This window comes from Actinomadura sp. NPDC023710 (assembly GCF_040639875.1).
Classification (GTDB): Bacteria; Actinomycetota; Actinomycetes; order Streptosporangiales; family Streptosporangiaceae; genus Spirillospora; species Spirillospora citrea.
Map to the genome: position 1 here is coordinate 157048 of NZ_JBFAGB010000009.1, position 20832 is coordinate 177879.

Consider the following 20832-nt stretch of genomic DNA (forward strand, 5'->3'; position numbering starts at 1 on the left):
CAGCTCGATCCAATATCATCCGGTGGGGTGGCCGAGCCGGACGAGCCGCTGCCGCCCGGGATGCGCCAGCAGGGCCTCGCCCGGCTCCAGAGGGCCCTGCAAGGTCGTGGGCACGTCCCAGAGATCCGCTTCCTGGCCGCCCACGCGGCCGGTCAGCAGGGCGGGCGCGCCGAGTCTCCGGAGCAGCGCGACCACGGGGTCGAGCGGCTCCCCGGCCGTGATCTGGTGGTGGGCGAGGACGAGGTGGACGCCGTGCTCGCGCATCGTCCGCAGGACGGGAACGGCCGCCGCGAGCGGGTCGTCCGTGACCGGGCGCCGGCGGTGCGCCACGAGCACGTACACCTCGGGACCCGTGCCGCCGAGGGGAATCCCAGCGCTCCGTACGGCCTCGTCCAGCAGCCCGCCGAACTCCTCCGGCGACGCCGTGTACCGTACGCCGGCCTGTCTCCGCGCCTCCGCGTCCGCCAGGTCATGCGGGCTCATGTAGGTGTCCAGGACGTAGACGAGGCGGTCCCGCTCGGTGCCGCCCGAGGCGAGCTTCTCGGCGATCATGTGCACCAGGGGCGACTTACCCGTATCGCTCGGGCCGCTGATGAGCAGATGGCGATCGACGTCGAAGTCCAGGAGCACGGACTCGCCCGTCTCCGGGTCGCTCCCGAGCCGCACGGTCCGACTCCGCGAGGGCTGGGCGGCACCCGCCGGGGCCGCGGTGTCGAAGGTGTGAATCCATCTGATGCGGCGGGCGAGTTCGGGGACGGCTCGGCGAAGCTTCTCGAACTGCTCCGGCTCCCCGCAGAGGACGACCAGGGGGCCTTCCGGTTCCTCGGGCAGCGCGGACAGCAAGGGGGTGAAGAGCGCCCGGACCGACGAGTCGTCCGGCGGCATCGCTCCCGGGTCGTCGAGATGGAGGAAGAGGACGCGGCTCCGGACGGCGCTGAGGAGGTCCGGCCACCGTTCCACGGAGTCGAAGGACCAGAGGATCGGCACGTCGTCCTGGGACAAGGGAGGGCCGCTCTGCGCCAGGACCCCGAGTTCGTTGAGCTGCTCCACGTAAAGCTCCGCCGCCACCATCATCTCCGGCCTGTAGGCGGTCGGGAAGACCAGGTGACGAAGCGTGAGGGGATCGCCCGAACGCGCGGTCTCCGCGTCTGCTCGGAGGATGTCCCGGAGGGCCCGCACGGCCATGGGGTCGACGCGTCCGCCCTCGCGCGTCCAAAGGCCGATCCCGATCAACTCGTCCAGGTCGCCGAGCAGGCGGTTGACGGCCTCCAGGCCGGTGCTCTCCGGCGCGGTGCCCGCCGGGACGGCCGGCGAGGACTGCCGCGTTCGGCGGACGAAGTCCTCCACGGCCTCCTGCGGAGGCTCCGGCGCCACGGTGAACGGTTGGGGGGAGCCGCCTCCGGCGAGGAGGTAGGCCGTTCGCTCGTCCGGGAACTGGAGACCCGCCTGTCCGAGGACGCGTTGGAGCTGGTCGGGCGGTAGGCGGCTCGCCGCGATGCGCCAGCCGAGGAGGGGCAGGAAGCGGTCCCAGATCGTGGTGTTCTCGACGGTGGACGAGGTGAGCAGCAGTTGGACGTCGAGGGCCCTGCCCCGTTGCGCCAGTGAGATGAGCGTCTCGCCCACCTCGCGCCTGCCGGGCGGGAACGTGAGCGACAGGTCGGCCACGACCAGCAGGCGCGGCCGCGTCTCGGCCGGCGAAGGCGGCGGGGCGACGGGCTGTTCGCCGGGCTGGTAGTCCTCGAAGAAGTCCCACCAGGCCTGGCTGACCGAGTGAGGGTCCCGGCGGAACCGCTCGTACAACTGGTGCAGCTCGTCGTCCGTGAGCTGGCCGGTGCCGAGACTCGAAGCCGCCGGCACGTTCGGCGACGGGGCCGGGAACCGTGATTCGAGCTCGTCGGACAGGAATTCGAAGAACCGCCGGAGTCTCTCCGGCGAGCCCAGCAGCTCTTCCTCCGAGTAACGGACGTGCGGAAGGTCGATGGGCGCGCCCAGGGGATGTTCGCCCAGCCCCGCGAAGACGAACTGCAGGTCCGCCGGGGAGTGCCCTGCGGCGAGGGCCAAGGTGACGGCGCGAACGACCTTCTGGCGGGCCTCCGGGCTGCCGACGACCAGACCGTGCGGAATGCCCGATGAGGGATCGAGCGGATAGAGGCTGAGGAGATGGCCGTCCGGCCGGTGACCGATCGCCGGGCTGCGCGGCATGTCGGCGGGCAGTGCCCATGTCTCGTGCAACAACTCCCTCGACCCGCCCCCGTTCAACCGCAGAACGTCGAGCTCGGGCTCGCCTGTGAGCTGGAGGGGGTCAACCGGCTCCACGTGCTCGGGATTCGCGGGGTCCTCGGGCCGGGAGAGGAGACGCGCCTCCGGACCGCGGCGCGCCATCAGCCCCAGAATCGGATCGACCGCGTCGAGTGGGATGTGTGCGGGCTCGAAGGCCGGGCGGGCCTCCTGCGCGAAGATGTGCACGGACGCGAGGTGTTCGCCCATGCGGCTCGGAGAGCCCACGTTCCAGCCCGCGAACCCGGCGATGCCCGGCGGCGCGGGCGAGTCGTTCGGCGAGCAGAAGACGAACCTGATCCCTTGGGCCGGTCCCTCCTCGCAGAGCGCGGCGAGGGGATCGAGGAGTTCGGGCCGCGCGTCCAGCATGGGCCCGGTGTCGTCGATGATCACGACGAGGGCGGGCAGCGGATCGAGCGGCCGCCCGCCCGCGACGGCCGCCTGGTACTCGTCCCAGGTGGTGACCCCGGCGTCCTGGAGGACGGTCGCGCGGCGCTTTCGCTCGGTCTCCAGGGCCTCTGGGAGCCGGTCCAGCGCAGACGGGTCCGTCCACTGGGTATGGAGGGCCATTGCGACGTGGGGAAGGAGATGCACCAGGGGGAAGGACGTGGCCGGGCTGTGGTCGACGAACGCGAAGTTGACGATGTTCGGGGAGTGGTCGAGCGCCAGGCTGAGGACGAGGGTCCGCAGCAGCGATTCCCGGAACGCCTCAGGGCCGGTGATCAGGCCGTGCGGCAGGTCGGGGTTGCCGTGCAGGACGTCGACCGACACCAGGTCCTCGCCGTCCACGCCGATCACCGTGGGGCGCGGGCCGCGGTCCCAGCCGTCCCCGATCAGTTCCTCGACCGGGGAGTCGAGAAGTTCCAGCAGGTCGGGGGCAGAAGCCGCAGGAGCGGGGGCGGGGCCGGGGGCGAGGTGGGAGCGGGTCTGCGGGGTGAGGAGGGCGAAGTGGTCGGTTTCGGCGGTGAGGACGACCGGGCCGCCGTCGGCCGGGAGGAGGGCGCGGAACGTTTCGGCGGTCGTGCCGGCGCGGCGCTCGATCTCGGCGGAGACCGCTTCCAGGACGTGCCGGGTGTGCAGGGCCTCGGGGCGCGGGAGGGTGTCGAGGAGGGCCTCGCGGGCGCCGGGGACGAACGCGTAGCGCGCGCCGTCGGCGGGGCGGAGCAGGCCGCTCAGCAGCACCTCGGCGAGCTGCCCGGGGCCGGAGCCGCCGAGGACCCGGTGCTGGATCAGGCGCATCACCGGCAGCGACGGGACGGAGACCGCGACGTGGGCGGCCAGTTCGGCGGCGGCCGGGGACGCGGTGGCGAGGAAGCGGCGGACGCGCTCGGCGACCGGCAGTTCCTGCTCGCGCCGCACCGGCGCCGCCCCCGACGGGCGGGCCGGCAGCGTCGCGACGGCGGCGGGCTGCGGGTCGGAGCCGGAGACGAGCCGGGCCCACGCGCCGAACCAGCGCGGCGCGATCTCCAGGACGGGGACGGGCACGCCGGGCCCGGCGGCGCCGTCGTAGGGGGCGAAGCGCAGGTCGGTGTTCGGGGCGCCGGGGCGGGGGAGGACGGCGAGGCCGGGTGAGGTCGGCGCGGCGGTGCGGCGCCAGAGGCGTTCGGCGAGGGGCTGGACGATCGCGGTCGGTCCGGCCTGCGCCCAGCGGCGCACGGCCTGCACGGCGCGTCCGTTCCACCAGTGGGGCCCCGAGCAGTCGCTGAGGACGAGCACGGCCCGTCGCCCGGAGGCGTCCAGGAGCGTTCCCGGGTCCTGGGGCGGTGCCTCGGGCGTGGAGGCGACGCGGCCTTTCCCGTCGAGGTAGCTGAGGTGGACGTCCTGGAACGCGCCCTGGCGGAGCAGCGTCTCGGCGAGCTCGCGGGCGAGGGGGCGCCACAGCCGCATGGTGTGGCCGGTGTCGACGACCAGGTCGAGGCCGAGCCAGCGCTCGGGGGACGGGACGAGGACGGGCGTCCACAGCCGTGTGTCGGCGATGCGCGCGGCGGTGGCGTCCTCGTCCACCTCGACGCGGTGCCGGGACGGGACGCGCCGTTTCAACGGGCGCAGCGCCCGCTGGACGCCGAGCGGGTCGGCCAGCATCGGCGCGGTCGGGACGAGCACCTCGGACGCGCGGCCCACCGGCTCCGCTCCGGCGTCCTGGCGCGGGTGAAGCCCGGTCAGCGGTTCGGACGGGCGCGGGGCCGGGGGCTCCGGCGGGTTGGGCGGCGCAGGGGCGTCCACCGGCTCGTCCACGACCGGAGGTGGGACCGGCGGAACGGCGGAGGGCTGCTCCCCGGCCGGGGAGATGTGGCAGGCGAGCCAGAGCATCTCGCTCAGCTCGCGGGCGTCCGGCGGCGGCCCGATGGCCGACAGGGCGTCCCGGAGCCGGTCAATCGTCATCGACGGGCCCGGTCAGGTAGGGCATGATCCGGTCGGCCAGGGCGCGGCGGTCCTCGGTGTCGGCGTGGCGGCACAGGTAGACGGCGTTGAGGAGCTGGTCGGTGGCCAGCGTGCCGGACGCGGAGCGCTCGAAGAAGCGGCGGACGAGGTCGTCGCTCTGGTCGGCGAGCGACCCGAGGTGCTCGCGGACGATCGCCGACAGCTCGGCCTCGTCCGACGGCTGCCGCAGCTCCACGGTCACGCAGCGCCGCAGGAAGGCGGGCGGGAACTCGCGCTCGCCGTTGCTGGTCATCACGACCAGCGGGAACGCGCGGCAGCGGACCGTCCCGGCGGTGACGGTGACCCGCCCGCCCGGCCCGTCGGCGGTCATGACCTCGGCGACCGGGTCGGCCCGCCGGGTCAGCTCGGGCAGCTCGTACTCGCCCTTCTCGAAGATGGTGAGCAGGTCGTTGGGCAGGTCGATGTCGCTCTTGTCGATCTCGTCGACCAGCAGGACGCGCGGCCGCCGGTAGGGCAGCAGCGCCGTGCCGAGCGGGCCGAGGCGGATGTAGCGGCCGATGTCCTCCTCGCGGGCGGCGTCGTCCCGTCCCGCCGCGTCGCCCCGTCCGGCCGCGTACAGGCGGGTGAGCGGGTCGTACTGGTAGAGGCCGTCGCGGAGCGTGGTCCGGCTGGTGATGGGCCAGTGCAGGACGGGCCCGAGACCCAGTTCGTGGGCGACGGCGTAGGCCAGCGTGGACTTCCCGGTGCCGGGCGGCCCCGTCACCAGCAGCGGGCGGCGCAGGTACAGGGCGGCGTTCACCTGCTGCACGGCATCGTCGGACGGACGGTACGTGGTCGCCTGGTGTTCGTTCCCGGAACCGCCGGAAGGGGTCTCCATGACGGGCTCGCCGTCGAACGCGCGCCAGCGCGGCGGAGGGGGCAGGCGGTCGATGCCGTCGTGCGTGCTTCGGCTCCCTGTGTAGAGCAGCCAGTCGGGCACCTATACCTCCATCGCGAGCGGGGGGTCGGGCAGCCGGGACGGATCGTCCCACAGCAGCGTCAGGTCGCGCCCGCAGTGCGGTGCGTCCTTGGGGGCGACGAGCGCGGCCTTGCGCAGCGCGAGCGCCAGCCGCGGCAGGTCGCCCGGGTGCCGGTCGCCGACCGCCGCGGTCAGCTCGTCGAGGACGCGGTGCCCCCGGCAGTCCCCGTGCGAGGACGCGTCGCACGGGGTGCGCGTCCACATCATGACGGGGATGCCGTTGTTGAGCGCGGCCGTCAGCCAGCTCTTCACCGGACGCGACCCGTACACCAGGACGCAGAAGTCGATGTTGGCCTCCAGCCAGTCCTGGAAGTCGCTGCCCTTGCGCGGGGCGTCGCACGCGATGGGGCGCGGGTCGCTGCGGCCGCGCTCGTTCAGCAGCCGCCAGCGGTGGTGGGCCTGGTCGCGGCGGATCGAGTCGGGCCGCAGCCGCTCCACGTCCCGCACCACCACCGGGTACTTGCGCATGGGGATCCTGTTGCGCGGGTCGACGTACCACTGCTCGAACGGCTTGCCGAGCCAGCCCTCCGGCACCGCGAACTCGATCATCCACTCGCGGCCGAACAGCGCGGGCGCGAGCGCCGCCACGCCCGCCTCGACCACCGGCCGCACCCGCCGGTCCGGGACGCGCTCGGTCGGCCGTCCCGGCCCCTCGGCGCCGTCGATCCAGGTGTGCACGGTCACGTCGAAGGCGTTGTCGAACGTGGCCCGCTCCAGCCGGACGATCACCGATGCGGGTCCTGAGCGCGGGGCGGCGGGCGCGGCGCCGGGCAGGTGCCGCGCGGACCACGCGGCGAGCCGCCGCCGGGCGGAGCCGGGCAGGTGCGGCCCGAGCGCCGCCACGTACCGGACGAGCCGGTCCGGCTCCCAGCCCTCGGCCACGTAGCGCACCGAGCCCCACGCCGACCGGAAACCGCCGAAGGCCCGCCGACCCGTGATCCGTTCGAGGTCGGCGGCGAGCGGGTCGGTGTAGCGGACGCCGTCCAGGAGGTCCCGCAGCTCGCGGCGGGCCTCGGGGGTGAGCCACCGGAGCGGCAGCAGGTCGTCCAGTTCCTCCCAGTGCGTACGGATGTGCTCGACGGGCAGCATCCAGCCGAGGTCGGCCCGGCCTCCGTCCCGCAGCTCGGCGTTCGTCACCATGCCGATGACCTCGCCCGTCGCCGTGTCGTACACGGCGGACCCGCTGTACCCCTCCTCCAGCCAGTCGCCCTGGCCGGTCTTCAGCTCCCACCACTCGTGCCGCATCCCGCGATGCGGGAACGTCGTCACGGACGCGTGCCGCTCGTTCTGGTCGGGACGGCGCGGGAACCCGCACACCCCGAACGTCCGCTCGCCGAGGCTCCCCGCGTGCAGGCCGTCCGGCGCGGCCAGCGTGGCGGGGGTCAGCGCGACGGGCTCGCGCAGTTCGAGGACGGCGACGTCGCCGGGGTCGCCCGGCCGCCTCCAGCCGCCGCGCCGCACGACCCTGGCGGGCAGGTCCTCCAGCAGGCCGGGGAACCCGACGCGCACCTCGTCCCGGCCGTGGACGGTGTGGGCGCAGGTCAGCAGCCGCGTCGCGGTGACGAGGAACGCCGCGCCGAACTTGCCGCCGGACGGCGGGCCGACCCAGGCGCGCCACTGCCAGTCGTCCACGTCGCGGCTACGCCCCCTCCGCGGCGCGCGGCGGCTGCCCCCACGTCATCTTGACCTTCAGGTGGCCCTCGACGGTCGTCTTCGCGATGACGGCCCCGGCCGCCGCGTTCAGCTTGACGCCGAACTCCAGCTCGACGCCGTCGGGGTCCAGGTCGCCTCCGCGCAGCGACGCGAGCGCCGCCTGCGCCGCCTCCCGGACGTGCTGGAACGCGTCCTCCAGCCGGCCCGCCGCGTCGTAGATCAGATCGCCGGTGCGGGACACCGACTGGAAGCCCGGCTCCAGGTCGTCGGTCTCCACGACGATGGTCCCGTTCTCGGTCTGCCAGCGCACCAGTTCGTTCACCCGACAAACCTAACAAGATCATGCGTTGTGGGGTGCTTTGCTGGGAGGACCGCACCGGAGGCGGCGCGGCCACAGGAGGACATGATGATCACCGTCGAGCAGGTGCGGGCCCTCGCGATGACGCTGCCCCGCACGTCCGAGCACCTGATCAGGGACCGGGTGAAGTTCCGCGTCGGCTCCATCGTCTACGTCGCCTTCTCGCGGGACGAGACCGTCATGGGTTTCGCGTTCCCCAAGGAGGAGCGGCTCTCCCTCGTCGAATCGGAGCCGGAGAAGTTCCACCTGCCCGGTGAATCCGACATGCGCTTCAACTGGGTGCACGCCTGGACGGCGGCGCTGGACGAGGCGGAGATGGAAGAGCTCGTCATCGACGCGTGGCGGATGGTCGTCCCGAAGAAGGTCGCCGCCGCCCGCCTCGGCCTTCAGGACGGATGACGCCCCCCGGCTTCCCACGCCGACCGGTGCGGCCTCAGTGCGGCGGCGGCAGCGGGTCGACGGCGTTGCCGGCGCCGCAGCCGCCCTCGCCCGCCATCCGCTGCATGCGGGGCGGCGTCCACACGCTGGTGCGGCCCGGCGCGACGCGGGCCAGGACGCAGTCGAAGGCGTCCGAACCGTAGGGCCTCACGATGAGGGCCACGCCGACCACGTCGCCCTCGGTCGCGAACTCGCGTCGGATCGCCGGGTCGAGCCGCAGCGAGGCGACCGCCGCGCGGACCTTCGCCTCGTCCGCCCCGCCCCCCTTCGGGACGCGGGGCAGCGCCTTGCGCAGCCGCTCGAACGGGATCTCCGGCGACTTCGGCCACGGCTTGAACGTGAGCGGGCCCCCGGACGGGCACGCCACCTGCCGGGTCCCGTAGTGCTGCCATTCGGTGGTGGTCGAGAACCGCATCTCGAAGCATCTCCGCACGGTGATCGTCGAGGTCGCGAACCAGCCGCCGTCCGGCGCCGTCCCGGACGTCCGGAGCACGAGCCGCACCCCGTCCCCGGCGGTCGAGACACCGGTCACCCGCATGACCTCCACGCCGTCGAGGTCCGCCGCCCGGTGCCCCACGTCCTGCGCGGGCCGCACCCGGGAGTCGTGGACCCGGTCCCCGGCCCGCTCGGCGGCCTTCCGCGCGTCCGCCGCAGCGATCTTTTCCGGGCTCCGGCCCACCTGCCCGCAGCCGGCGGCGAGCAGGACGACCAGCGGGATCACGTATCGGCGCATGCGCCCAATGATCCCGACGGCCGCGACGCGGCGGTATCCGCTCTCGTACTCATCCGGCACCGTGTCAGGCGTCCGCCGGCTGCGCCTCGGGCGCGGCCGGGGCCGGCTCGGCCTCCGGCGCGGCCGGGACCGGACGGCGGCGGCCCCACGCCATCGCGGCGGCGAAACACGCGAACGGCAGGGCGGGCAGCATGTAGCGGTAGTCGAAGTCGACTGTGATCGGAGGGATGGCCAGGAGGGCGACACCGGACGTCCAGAACAGCGCCGTCCGCGCGCGCGCCCGTCGCCACACGATCCCGGCCGCGCCCGCGAGCAGCACCACGCCGAGCACCGTCCCCGGCACGCTCACGTGCTCCTGGTAACCGCGCAGCACACCGGCGTACGGCTCGACGACGTGCGTGCGGCCCGTTCCGTGCGAGTACTCGTACACGACCGCCCCCCGGGCGCCGCCCCCGTAGACGGGCAGTTCCGGCTTGCGCGCCGTGGGCTTCGTGGGGAAGTGGTACCTGGCCTCGGTGCCCACGGTCGGGTAACGCGACCGGTGCCACGAGAACGTCCGGACGAAGAAGTCGTAGGAGACCACGCGCAGGTAGTCGAGCGGCTGGTTCTTGATCGCCCACACCGCGAACCGCTGCGCCCGCGCGTTCGTCTCCTGGTCGAACGCCCGTCCGTTGGACCAGCCGGTCGGCGAGTTGTCCTCCCAGATCTGGTGGGACGAGGCGGGCCGGTCGCCCTTGGCGCCGTACGGGCACAGCCTCGCCAGGTCCGGAGGGGGCGTGAACGCGTCGCAGTCGGCGAACGCCGCCGTCCGCCCCCACAGGAAGACGCCGTCCACGCCGGTCATCTGGAACCGGCCATGGTCCCGCTGGAACCACGTCGCGTACGCCCCGACGGGCAGCGCGAACGTCACGGCGAGCGCCACGTACACCGGCCACCGCGTCCGCCTGAGCAGCAGGTAGAGGACGGCGATCAGGAACAGCGGCACCCCCACGGACCGCGTGACGGCCGCCACGCCGAGCAGCGAGCCCACCAGCGCGGCCCGCCGCCACCCGGCCTCTCCCGGCTTCGCCAGCAGCAGCATCGCGCCGAACACCAGGGCGGTGAACAGGGTGTCCGACAGCAGCAGATGCTCAAGCTCGACCTGGAAGGCGTCCAGCAGCATCGGCGCGACCGCCAGCGCCGCCCAGGTCCGCCGGACCTCGAAGTCGCGGACCAGCATCCGGTACCCGAGCACCGCCAGCCCGAGGACCGCCGCGTGCTGGAGAACCGTCACCAGCGCCAGGCTGTGGAACGGCTTCAACACCCACAGGAAGAGCCCGTACCCGGACGGCCTCAGCGGGTGCGGGAACGGGTCGTCCGCGATCCGGACGAAGTCGTAGCTGTCGTTGAACCACAGCACGCCCCGGAACCCCACCATGGCGAGCACCCGCAGCACGACGCCCACGAGCAGCACCGCGCAGAACAGCCAGTTGCGGCGGACGGTCGAAGGGGAGAACGACACCGGGAACCTAACTGTGGGACGTGCGGGCGGACAGGATCCTGCGCCGGTCCGGAACCGGCGGCGTCACGCCGGGGCGGGCCACTACGTCACTCACTGCCGCCCACGTATCGGCCGAGAGCCTACCAGCGCAGTCCCGGCCCCTCCGTGGACGGCCAGGTGGCGGCGGCCCCCGGCGGGTCAGGGCTCGGCGGTGCAGGCGTCGTACACGATGACCCATCGGGGTCCACCACTGCGTAGCCGGTGCCGCTGCTCGTCCATGCCGACTGGCCGCACCACCGGCACATGCCCTGGGATCAGGTGGCCTGCGCGCCCGCCGTCAGGTAGTCGGCCCGGCCTTCGTCGTCGAGTTCGAACGGGCCTTTCGGGATGATGCAGAACTCGTTGCCCTCGGGATCGGCCATGACGAGGAAGCCCCCGGGGTCGTACTCGGTCAGTCGCCGTCCGCCCAGCGCCTCCACTCTGGCCTGCTCGGCGGCCGGATCCTCCGACTCCAGATCCAGGTGCAGCCGGTTCTTCGCGGACTTGGAGCCGTCGGTGCGCTGGAAGCCCACGCCCAGCCCGTTCCTGCGCTCCAGCCAGACGTACGGGCCGGTACGCCCGGTGATCGGCCGGTCGAGCAGTTCGCTCCAGAAGGCCGCCAGCCGATCCGGGTCGACGGCGTCGACGATCACGCAGTTGATGTCCATGGTCACCAACCTGCCATGAAGAGCTCCCGACGAACCGGCGCCGTGGAGCCGGTCGGTCATCCGGCGAGGTAGGTCTCGTAGACGACCTCCGCGGAGCGGCGTCCGCCGACGGTGACGAAGACGCCCTTGTTCAGCCAGTCGAGACCGCGGGCGGCGGTTTCGATCTCGGTGGCCGCCCGGAAGACGTACTCACCCGGGTCGACGTCCTCGCCGCGGCCGAGCCGGGCGAGCACCTCCGCGCTCCCGTGACGCACCGACCGCGACCGGACGTAGAGCAGGTCGCCGGCGTCGGTTCGCAGGGTGTAGCGGATGTCGCCCAGCGCGGTACCGTCCGCCAGCGCGATCTGCCAGTCGGCGCTGGTCCCCGGCAGCAGGATCCCCCGGATGTCGGGTCCGGTGAAGGTTCCGCCGGTCAGGGCGACGATGCGCCGATGCCCCGCGGCGACCTCGCCCAGGTCCAGCGGCGCATCGAGAGCGGCTTCCAGCCGGTACACCAGCGTCAGCCGGGGTTCGGGCAGGCGGCCGCCGGCGGGGCCGGGAGCGGCGGCGCGGGCGGGGTCGTTGGGGTGGGGGCCGAGCGGTGTGACGGTGATGCGCATCCAGTCGTACAGCGGTAGACCCCGGAGCAGGGCGTCGAGTTGGGTCCGGTCGTCGGCGCGGTACAACCCCATGATCGGGGAAGTGCCGGGCACGGCCCAGATGCGGGCGATGTGCCCTTGTGCCGCCAGGTCGGCCGCCGCGGCCGCCTCCGCGTCCCGGCGCCGCTCGATCTCGGCGTCGGAGGTCCCGGCGGGGACGTCGACCTGGAACTGGACGAGGTACTCCATGACGTTCTCCTCCTCTCGGGAGCGCGATGCAGGCGGGCCGTCCCTCCGCACCTCCTCACAGATCCAGGACGATCTCCGTTGTCGGGCGGGAGCAGCAGATCAGGACGTTGCCGTCGGCGGGAGGATCGATGGGGGCCGGGTCGTAGGTCACCTCGCCCGACAGCATGGCCGTCTCGCAGGTGTGGCAGACGCCGGTGCGGCAGGACCAGCGGACGGGGACGTCGCATGCCTCGGCGAACTCCAGCAGGCTGGACCCGCTCTCGTCCCAGGGAGCCCGGATGCCGCTGCGGGCGAACGTCACCGCCGGTCCGGCGCCCGGTGGTCCCGCCGGCGGATGAGGCGGCCGGGCGGTGGAGGCGGTGACGCCCGGTGTGATGGAGGCCACGGTGCCGAAGGTCTCGGTGCGGATGCGGTCGGTGGCTAGTCCCTGCTCGGCGAGCGCACCGGTCTGCGCGGCCATGAACGAAGGCGGGCCGCAGACGTAGGCTTCGGAGTCGGCCGGCACTCCGGCGCTGTGCAGCAGGGCGGCGTCCAAGTGACCCGGGTCCGTGTAGTCGGTGCCGAGGCGGTCCTGCGGGCGCGGGCGGCTGTAGCACACACGCAGGCGGGCGTGGGGAAGCCTGGCCAGCAGGGAGCGAACCTCGGCGGCGAAGGCGTGTTCGGAGCCGTCCCGGGCACCGTGCAGCCACCACACCGGTCGTGTGGTCCCCGACTCGGCCAGAGCCTGCAGCATCGCCAGGACCGGGGTGGCGCCCACTCCCGCCGACACCAGCACCACGGGGCCGTCGCCGGCGGCGAGCACGAACGTCCCACGGGGCGCGGCCACCTGGAGGATGTCGCCGACCTTCAGATACCGGTGCAGCCGCATGCTGGCGGCACCGTGCGGCTCGGCCTTGACGCTGATCCTGTACTCCTGGTCCCCGGGCCTGCCCGACAACGAGTAGCCGCGTACCAGCGCGGGTCCGTGGGCGTCGGCGTCCAGCATGACGGTCACGAACTGGCCGGGCAGTGCGGGCGGCAGCGGACCGCCCTGCTCGGCGGCCAGCCACACGGAGACGATGCTGCTGCTCTCCCGCTGGATGCGGGCCACCCGCAGGGCCCGGAATCCCGCCCAGGCGGGCGGCGGCACCGTTGCTTCGGCCGTCAATCCGACATTCCCGCCGAGCCCGTCGTCGCCCCGCCGTAGCAGGGCCCGGAACGAGTCCTGCCAGCCAGGGCTGAGCGCCTCGACGTGCAACGCGCGTTCCAGACGGTCACGGGGATGCTCGGACAGGTACAGCAGCCCGTCGACCTCGGTGACGCTCATCGCGCCCGGCCCGTCGGCGACCTTGACGATCTCCTGCCCCGCCTCCACCGCGCCCTCGGTGATCACTCTCATGTAGAAGCCGGGACGGTGGTGCGCGACCAGCAGCGCCGCCATCTGCGGTTCGCCCAGGCGCAGGCCGACCCGGTAGCAGGTCACCCTGGGCTGGGTGACCTCGAAGACGGCCTCGCCGATCCGGTAGCGGTCCCCGATGCACACCTGATCATCGGGTAGGCCCTCGACGGTGAAGTTCTCCCCGAAGTGCCCGTGCACCAGATCATCACGTTCGAGGACCCGTTCCCAGTACCGGTAGGAGTCCACCTGGTAGACCATCACGGCGCGCTGCTCACCGCCATGGCCCGCCAGGTCCCCCTGCCCGTCCCCGTCCAGATTCAGACGACGTGCCATGACCGGGCCGCGCACCGGCTCCTTCCAGATTCCGGTGCGCACCGTCCGCCCCTCCCAGGAGACGTCCTTGGGCATACCGACGTTGACCGCCACCAGCCGTGCCAACCGCACCACCTCACAGCACCTCGCGGGTTCCGGCTCCAAGCCCGCCGTCCGGCACCACGGGAGCCGACTGGACGAGGCAGTGGCAAGGAAGGCGGGCGCCGTCACCATCGCCCGCAGGAGTGGACCAAAACTTCCATTGTCGAGGCTTTGTGGCTATTTAAAGCGGATTTATTAGCTTTGGCGACTCTCGGTGCGACGGTGGGTATCAGGGCAGTTGTGGCGTGGGAGGGGGAAGCGGCAACGTGGACATGAGACTCGAGGTCGTCGTGGTGCCCGTCACCGACGTCGACCGCGCCAAGGACTTCTACCAGGCGCTCGGATGGCGCGAGGACGCCGACGTCGCCACCGGCGAGGATTTCCGGGTGGTGCAGATGACGCCGCCGGGGTCGGCGTGCTCGGTCATCTTCGGAACCGGCGTCACCTCGGACGTGCCCGGCTCGGCGCATGGGCTGCACCTGGTGGTGGACGACATCGAAGCCGCCCGAACCGAACTGGTCGGGCGCGGTGCGAAGGTCGGCGAGGTGTTCCACGACGCCGGTGGCGTCTTCCACCACGCCGGGACCGGGGGACGGGTCCCCGGGCCGGACCCCGAGCGCACGAGCTACGGCTCGTTCGCCTCCTTCGACGATCCGGACGGCAACGCCTGGTTCCTCCAGGAGATCACCACTCGCCTGCCGGGCCGGTGACCGCGGCGGCCATGGAAGGCACTGATTCCGGGCCCGAATTTACTCGACTTTCAGTTTCGTTGGGTTAGGCAGTGCGCGGTGACCGGAAAGGCTGGGCCGACAAGGCCCTGAGATGGCGAGCGAAGGGATGATCATGACGACGATGTCTCACTTCTCCGCATCGGCGCAGCGGAGGAGGGAACGTCCGACGGCCCCGCTGCCGCAGAACGCGAAGGGACCTGAGATCCCGGACGCCGGGTATGTCATGAAGGAGATCGCCGACGGCGTCTTCTGGCTCAGCGACGGCCAGTACGGGAACATGTTCGTGGTCCATGACGAAGGGGTCATAGCGGTCGACGCGCCCCCGACGCTCGGGCACGACATCCTGCGTGCCATCAAGCGGGTGACCGACAAGCCCATCTCGCACGTGATCTACAGCCACGAACACGGCGATCATGTCGGCGGCATGTCGATCTACCCCGATTCCGTCCCCCGCTACGCCCAGAGCATCGTCGCCCAGCGGCTGGAGGCGCTCGCCGACCCGGATCGGCCTCTCCCCACGGAGGTCTTCGACCACACCCTCACCATCGAGGCCGGCGGCCACATCGTCCACCTGGACTACCCCGGCCCCAACCACACCGAGGGGAACAGCCTGATCTACCTCCCGAACCAGCGGGTCGTGATGCTGGTCGACGTCATCTTCCCCGGCTGGGTGCCGTTCTCGAACCTGGCGCTGTCGGCCGACATGCCCGGGGTGTTCGCCCTGTACGACAAGGTCCTCGGATACGACTTCGACCAGTTGGTCGGCGGCCACGTCAACCGCCCCGGGACGCCCGAGGACGTGCGTACCCAGATCGAGTACATGAACGACCTGCGCACCACCACCGAGGCGGCGCTGTCGAGCGTTGACCTCGAATCGACCATGGGGCCCGTCGACACCGAGAACGGCTGGGCGGTGTTCCGCGCCTACCTGGACGCGGTGGCCGCACAGGCGGCCGACGAGGTCGTTCCGAGGTGGCTGGATCGCCTGGGCGGTGCGGACGTGTTCACGCTGCCCAACGCATGGGCGATGGCAGAGTCGCTGCGGCTGGACTACAACTCGCTCGGCCCGTTCAGCATCAAGCCCTGAGCGAAGCCCGGTGACCGTACCTGGAGACTTCCGATGACCAGCACACCTCAGCCGGGCGAGAGCGCGTTGCTCGTCCGGGGCGGCGACGGAGAGGTCCTCGACCTGCCCGGCGGCGGGGAGTTCGGGCTTCTGACCGACAGCGAGGAGACCGGCGCGGCCCTGAGCGCCAGCCGTCTCACCCTCGCCGACGGAGCCGACGGTGCGCTGCCGCATCGCCACCTGCGCTCGACGGAGTTCTTCTACGTCCTCGCCGGCACGGCCGAGTTCCTTCTCGGCGACGTCATCCAGTCTCTCGGCCGGGGAGATTTCCTGGTGATCCCGCCCGGTCTGCCGCATGCCTTCGGGGCCGCACGAGGCCTCGACACCGATCTGCTGATAGGGATCACCCCGGGCGTCCAGCGGTTCGGCTACTTCCGAATGCTGCAGCGTGTCGCCAAGGGGCAGGACTCTCCCGAGGTCCTCGCGCAGGTACAGGAGCGTTACGACGTCCACTTGCTGGACAGCGCATCCTGGCAGAACGCTCGCAAGGGCACATTCTCCGGCTAGGCAGGCGTTCGGCGCCTACCTCGGCAGGGTGAGGATCTCGGCTCCGTCGTCGGTGATGGCGATCGTGTGCTCGCTGTGGGCCGTCCGGCAGCCCGTCGCGCTTCGCAGCGTCCATCCGTCGGCATCGGTGACGAGTTCGGCGGTGTCCGCCATGATCCACGGCTCCAGCGCGAGCAGCAGACCGGGGCGCAGCTTGTATCCGCGGCCGGGGCGTCCGGTGTTCGACACGTGGGGGTCCTGGTGCATCGTGGAGCCGATGCCGTGACCTCCGAACTCGGTGTTGATCGAGTAGCCCGCCTCGTGGAGGACCGAGCCGATGGCATGGGAGACGTCCCCGATGCGAACCCCGGGTCCCGCGGCGGCTATCCCGGCGGTCAGGGCGCGTTCGGTCGCGCTGATCAGCGCGACGCTCTCCGGCGGCCGTGCTTCGCCCACGATGAAGCTGATGGCGGAGTCCGCGGCGACTCCTCCCAGGGAGACGGCGAGGTCGAGCGTCAGCAGGTCACCGTCGGCGAGCGCGTAGTCGTGGGGCAGCCCGTGGAGCACGGCGTCGTTGACGGCGGTGCAGATGTAGTGGCCGAACGGCCCGCGTCCGAAGGACGGCTCGTAGTCGACGTAGCAGGACTGCGCCCCCGCCTCGACGATCATGGTCTCGGTCCACCGGTCGATGTCCAGAAGGCTCGTGCCGACCGTGGTGCGGCTCTTGAGCGTCTGCAGGATGCCGGCGACCAGGGCGCCGGTGTCCTTCGCTCGGGCCAGTTCGCTGGGGTTCAGGATCTCGATCATGCGGCGCCCATCTTATGCAACCAATAACTATACCGGCCATACTATACCGGTACTAGAATAGGGGCCATGGTCAGGTTGCCGCTCACTCCCGCGGAGGTCGAACGCGGGCAGCGCCTCGGCGCCCTCCTGCGCCGGGCCAGGGGAGAGCGCTCGATGCTCGCCACCGCGCTCGACGCACGCGTCTCGCCGGAGACGCTCCGGAAGATCGAGTCGGGACGCGTGGCCACCCCCGCCTTCTCGACCATCGCCGCGATCGCCTGCGTCCTCGGACTCTCCCTCGACGAGGTGTGGGCCGAGATCAGCCGGCCCGAACGAGACGTCGAACCCACCGGCTCCGGTGCCTGAGCCCGGAGACGGCTTTCACGCGCTCTCAAGGCCGTCGGCGACGGTGGAGGACGGAGTGCTGACGACGGCGTCGAAAGCGTGGAGGACGGGAGTCTCCACGTAGGCGCTCTGAATCCGGATGCGGTCGGGGCCGCCGGAAGCGTGCGCACGGGCCGGGCGGAGATCGGCGATGCTCGGTCCGAGCCCGGCGTCGGCGAAGGCGGCCTCGATGCTGCCCGGCTCGGGCGGCCGCAGCGCGGTGGCGTCGACGGCGAAGCCGAAGCGCGCGTTCTCGTCCGGGCGCATGTCGGCGGTGTGTCCGGTGATGCTGGTCAGGGCGAGGGCGACATAGTCGTCGTCCAGGGCGTTGTGCAGATGCTGTCCCATGGGGAGCCCCGTGAGGTGGCCGTTGAAGGAGACCGGCGTCTTCTGGATGTGGGCGTTGTGGGCGGCCAGCACGATGCGGGTGCCGGGCCCGTAGTGGTCCAGGTGCCACTGGACCGACCCGGCCATGAAGACGTCCCGGGCCGAGGTGTCGGCGGTCAGGCCGTTGCCGGCGTACAGGCCGGCCATGGCGCGGAAGCCGTAGTCGGCGTGGCAGGCGGCTTCCAGGCGACGCAGGGCGACGTCATAACCGTGCTGGTCGCCACGGGACAGGTACAGCGGTGCGACGGCGCGGAACCGGATGAGCAGGCGCGTCAGGATCGCGCTGAGAGCGTCCTGCTCGGCGGCGGCCAGGCGTGTCCAGGCCGGCGCGGCCGCGGCCGCCGAGGCGCCGGCGAACGACCCGGCGATCCGCATGGCCTCCTGGATCAACGGGAGGACCTCGGGGTCGACCTGGCGCAGGTACTCGGCGACCGGGGTCAGGGCGGGGAGCAGGGACCCGCCCGCCGCCGGGATGTCGATCCCGGCGAAGCGCACCGGGATCCCGCTCGTGGCGTTGTACCCGCGCATCCAGCGCAGTGGCTCTTCGACCCCCACCGGGATCGCCGCCGCGAGATGGGCGGACAGATCACCGTCCGGCCCCTCTCCCCGGCCCCAGGCGTCCAGCGGGAAGCCTTCGCTGAAGCCGTACTCGAAGGCCAGCACGGTGAAACCGCAGCGTTCGACCAGGAACCGCAGGATGCGCTGGCGCAGGAGCGAGAACTCGGTGATGAAGTGCGAGTTCTCGCCGATCGCGACGACACGGGCGTCGCCGATGATGCCGCGCAGCGGCTCCAGGTCGTCCAGCGGCGCTTCACGGTCGAGGTGGGCGAGCGGGACGGCGTGGGCGCCGAGCCAGTCGGCGAACGAGACGTGGTGGGACGGAGCAGGCATGCTGACGACTCGATTCAGGGTCGGAAGGCGAACGGGCTGAGGGTGCCTCACTTCATGCGGGCCGCCGCTTCCTCCAGGTCGTCGATGCGGCCGGACATGATCGTGCGGACGTGCTCGGTGATGTGCTGGAGCGGCCAGTCCCACCAGGCCAGGGCCAGCAGGCGGTCGACGTCGGCGTCGCCGTGGCGGCGGCGGATGAGCCTGGCCGGGTTGCCGCCGGCGATGCCGTAGTCGGGGACGTCGTCGACGACGACGGAGCCGGAGGCGATGATCGCGCCGTGGCCGATGCGGACGCCGGGCATCACCGTGGTCCGGTAGCCGAACCAGACGTCGTGGCCGACCACGGTGTCGCCCCGTCCGGGCAGGCCGGTGATGAGGTCGAAGTGTTCGGACCAGGAGCCGCCCATGATGGGGAAGGGGAAGGTCGAGGGCCCGTCCATGCGGTGGTTGGCGCCGTTCATGATGAATCGCACGCCCTCGCCCAGCGCGCAGAACTTCCCGATCACCAGCCGTTCCGGCCCGTAGTGGTACAGGACGTTGCGGGTCTCGAACGCGGTCGGATCGTCCGGGTCGTCGTAGTAGGTGAACTCCCCGACCTCGATCAGCGGCGAGGTGACCAGCGGCTTCAGCAGTACCACCCGCGGCTGGTCGGGCATCGGATGCACGACGGTCGGGTCGGCGGGGACAAGCGGCATGACGATCGTTTCCTTACTGAAGAGGTGGTCGCTGGCGTGGAGAGCGTCAGACGGCGGGCGCCGGGGTGGCCTGCAGGGCGAGGTGACCGCCCTTCCAGCGCCGGCGCAGCAGCCGGTCATGGCTGACGATGACGAGCGTGCCGCCGTAGTCGGCCAGGGCGTTCTCCAGGTCCTCGACCAGGGCGGGTGACAGGTGGTTGGCGGGTTCGTCCAGCAGCAGGACATCGGCCGGCTCGCCGAGCATCCGCGCCAGGGCGAGCCGCTGCCGCTGCCCGGTGGACAGCCGGCCGGTCGGCACCGTGAGCCGATCGGGTTCGAACAGGCCGAGGGCCAGCAGCCGTTCGGCGTGCTCGGCGGGCTCTCCCGGCCGTCCGCGGGCGAAGGCGGCCAGCAGGGTCTCGTCCGGGCGTCCGGGGCGCGGCTCCTGGGGCAGGTAGGCGATCCGGCCGCGACGGGTGACGCTTCCGCCGTCGGGAGCGAGTTCTCCGGCCAGGACGCGCAGCAGGGTGCTCTTGCCCGCTCCGTTCGGCCCCGTGACCAGCAGGCGGTCGCCCGCCGCGACGGTGAGGCTCGTCCGGCCGAGCCGGCCGGCGACGGCGATGCCGGCGGCCTCGATCACCGCCCCCCGCAGCCGGCGGGCCCGCAGGACCGGGGTGAAGCGCAGCGGCTCCGGCGGAGCCGGGACCGGGTCGGCCAGCAGGCGGCGCAGCCGTTCCTCGGCGTTGCGCACCCGGCCGGCCAGCGACTGCTGCACCCGCCCGCCCGCCCGGTCGTAGGCCATCTTGTTGCGGTCCTTCATCTCCCGGCCGGGGGCCACCTGGCGGGCGGTGGTCGCGGCGGCCCGGCGGAGCCGGTCGACGTCATCCTGCCACTGCTCGTGCGCCCGGACCCAGCGCCGCCGGGCCGCCGCCTTCTCGGCGAGGTAGCCGGCGTATCCGTCGCCGTACCGGACGACGCGGCGCCGGTCGCCGTCCACCTCCAGCAGGCCGGTGGCGACGCGATCGAGGAACGCCCGGTCGTGCGAGACCGCCACCGTGGTGCCCCGCCGGGCGCGCAGGTGCTCCTCCAGCCAGTTCAGGGCGCCTTCGTCGAGGTGGTTGGTCGGCTCGTCCAGCAGCAGCACCTCCGGCGCGGCCGCCAGGACGGCCGCCAGCCGCAACCTGACCCGTTCCCCGCCGGAGAGACCGCCCACGGTGCGGTCGCGGTCGACCAGACCCAGCCCGAGCCCGTGCAGGGCGCGTTCCACCCGCGCGTCGGCGTCATAGCCGCCGCGCAGCTCGAAGACCGTCATCAGGTCCCCGTACTCGGCCGCGGCCGACTCCTCGCCCCCGGCCATCGCCGCCTCCAGGCGGCGCATCCGCTCCTCGACGGCGCGCAGTTCGCTCAGTGCCCGGTCGATGACCTGCTGGACGGTCGCGTCCGGCGCCGGCCGCCCGTCCTGGGCGAGATAGCCGACGCCACCGGTGGCCTGGACGACGACGCGGCCCTGGTCAGGCCGTTCGCGCCCGGCGAGCAGCCGCAGCAGGGTGGTCTTGCCGGAGCCGTTCTCTCCGACGATCCCGGTGCGCTCGCCCGCGGCCAGGGAGCAGGTCACCTCGTCAAGGACGAGCCTGCCGTCGTAGGACTTGCTGACACCGAGCGCGGTGATCTGTGTAGGCATGCGAGCACTCCCGAGCATTCG

The 20832-nt window shown here is 72.3% G+C and carries 18 protein-coding genes; 5 read left to right on the plus strand and 13 right to left on the minus strand.

Annotation, left to right across the window (positions count from 1 at the left end):
• Window positions 1-15: 15 nt before the first annotated feature.
• Genes AB0H37_RS13065 through AB0H37_RS13080 form a run of 4 tightly spaced genes read right to left on the minus strand, consistent with a single transcriptional unit; the run spans window position 16 to window position 7652 of the window.
• Window positions 16-4659 (minus strand): SAV_2336 N-terminal domain-related protein, encoded by a 4644-nt coding sequence (locus tag AB0H37_RS13065; RefSeq protein ID WP_360612586.1) that lies wholly within the window; start codon window positions 4657-4659, stop codon window positions 16-18.
• Window positions 4649-5638, minus strand: a complete 990-nt coding sequence (locus AB0H37_RS13070) for a MoxR family ATPase (RefSeq protein WP_329094611.1) — start codon at window positions 5636-5638, stop codon at window positions 4649-4651. Before AB0H37_RS13070 ends, AB0H37_RS13065 begins: the two co-directional genes overlap by 11 nt.
• Window positions 5639-7309, minus strand: a complete 1671-nt coding sequence (locus tag AB0H37_RS13075; RefSeq protein ID WP_360612589.1) for a trypsin-like peptidase domain-containing protein — start codon at window positions 7307-7309, stop codon at window positions 5639-5641. It abuts the gene before it with no gap.
• Window positions 7310-7316: 7 nt separating this feature from the next.
• Complete coding sequence (locus AB0H37_RS13080) at window positions 7317-7652, minus strand: CU044_2847 family protein (RefSeq protein ID WP_179832875.1); 336 nt, start codon at window positions 7650-7652, stop codon at window positions 7317-7319.
• 81 nt (window positions 7653-7733) lie between these two features.
• Here AB0H37_RS13080 and AB0H37_RS13085 point away from each other — a divergent pair, with 81 nt between their 5' ends.
• Window positions 7734-8087: an MmcQ/YjbR family DNA-binding protein gene (locus tag AB0H37_RS13085; RefSeq protein WP_329094609.1), complete on the plus strand. Its 354-nt coding sequence runs from the start codon at window positions 7734-7736 to the stop codon at window positions 8085-8087.
• Window positions 8088-8121: 34 nt separating this feature from the next.
• Here the strand turns inward: AB0H37_RS13085 and AB0H37_RS13090 are convergent, their stop codons facing one another.
• From AB0H37_RS13090 to AB0H37_RS13110, 5 genes are all read right to left on the minus strand, one after another.
• Complete coding sequence (locus AB0H37_RS13090) at window positions 8122-8859, minus strand: hypothetical protein (protein ID WP_329094608.1); 738 nt, start codon at window positions 8857-8859, stop codon at window positions 8122-8124.
• A gap of 64 nt (window positions 8860-8923) precedes the next feature.
• Window positions 8924-10360, minus strand: a complete 1437-nt coding sequence (locus AB0H37_RS13095) for a hypothetical protein (RefSeq protein ID WP_360612592.1) — start codon at window positions 10358-10360, stop codon at window positions 8924-8926.
• Window positions 10361-10653: 293 nt separating this feature from the next.
• Entirely contained in the window at window positions 10654-11046 is a 393-nt protein-coding gene (locus tag AB0H37_RS13100) for a VOC family protein (protein WP_360612594.1), read from the minus strand.
• A gap of 56 nt (window positions 11047-11102) precedes the next feature.
• Window positions 11103-11873, minus strand: a complete 771-nt coding sequence (locus AB0H37_RS13105; RefSeq protein ID WP_360612596.1) for a muconolactone Delta-isomerase family protein — start codon at window positions 11871-11873, stop codon at window positions 11103-11105.
• 55 nt (window positions 11874-11928) lie between these two features.
• A complete protein-coding gene (locus tag AB0H37_RS13110; RefSeq protein ID WP_360612598.1) occupies window positions 11929-13698 on the minus strand; it encodes an MOSC and FAD-binding oxidoreductase domain-containing protein in 1770 nt (589 codons plus the stop codon).
• A 239-nt stretch (window positions 13699-13937) separates the two neighbouring features.
• On the opposite strand from AB0H37_RS13110, the gene AB0H37_RS13115 reads away from it, so the two are divergent.
• The 3 genes from AB0H37_RS13115 (at window position 13938) to AB0H37_RS13125 (ending at window position 16029) form a co-directional block, all read left to right on the plus strand.
• Window positions 13938-14375: a VOC family protein gene (locus AB0H37_RS13115; protein WP_360612710.1), complete on the plus strand. Its 438-nt coding sequence runs from the start codon at window positions 13938-13940 to the stop codon at window positions 14373-14375.
• Between the two features lie 133 nt (window positions 14376-14508).
• Window positions 14509-15483, plus strand: coding sequence for an MBL fold metallo-hydrolase (locus AB0H37_RS13120; protein ID WP_179832883.1), 975 nt, complete (start codon window positions 14509-14511; stop codon window positions 15481-15483).
• Between the two features lie 33 nt (window positions 15484-15516).
• On the plus strand, window positions 15517-16029 hold the full coding sequence (locus AB0H37_RS13125) for a cupin domain-containing protein (RefSeq protein WP_360612600.1): 513 nt from the start codon (window positions 15517-15519) through the stop codon (window positions 16027-16029).
• A gap of 15 nt (window positions 16030-16044) precedes the next feature.
• On the opposite strand, the gene map is transcribed toward AB0H37_RS13125, so the two are convergent.
• Window positions 16045-16815: a type I methionyl aminopeptidase gene (map, locus tag AB0H37_RS13130; RefSeq protein ID WP_179832885.1), complete on the minus strand. Its 771-nt coding sequence runs from the start codon at window positions 16813-16815 to the stop codon at window positions 16045-16047.
• 66 nt (window positions 16816-16881) lie between these two features.
• Between map and AB0H37_RS13135 the strand changes: the two genes are divergently transcribed.
• The gene (locus tag AB0H37_RS13135; RefSeq protein ID WP_179832886.1) at window positions 16882-17160 is read left to right on the plus strand and encodes a helix-turn-helix transcriptional regulator; all 279 of its coding nucleotides are present in this window, start codon (window positions 16882-16884) and stop codon (window positions 17158-17160) included.
• A gap of 15 nt (window positions 17161-17175) precedes the next feature.
• Here the strand turns inward: AB0H37_RS13135 and AB0H37_RS13140 are convergent, their stop codons facing one another.
• Genes AB0H37_RS13140 through abc-f form a run of 3 tightly spaced genes read right to left on the minus strand, consistent with a single transcriptional unit; the run spans window position 17176 to window position 20811 of the window.
• Complete coding sequence (locus AB0H37_RS13140) at window positions 17176-18456, minus strand: erythromycin esterase family protein (protein WP_360612603.1); 1281 nt, start codon at window positions 18454-18456, stop codon at window positions 17176-17178.
• 47 nt (window positions 18457-18503) lie between these two features.
• Window positions 18504-19151 carry a CatB-related O-acetyltransferase gene (locus AB0H37_RS13145; protein WP_329094600.1) on the minus strand — a complete coding sequence of 216 codons (648 nt, stop codon included), beginning with the start codon at window positions 19149-19151 and terminating at the stop codon, window positions 18504-18506.
• A 46-nt stretch (window positions 19152-19197) separates the two neighbouring features.
• A complete protein-coding gene (gene abc-f / locus AB0H37_RS13150) occupies window positions 19198-20811 on the minus strand; it encodes a ribosomal protection-like ABC-F family protein (protein WP_360612606.1) in 1614 nt (537 codons plus the stop codon).
• Window positions 20812-20832 lie beyond the last annotated feature (21 nt).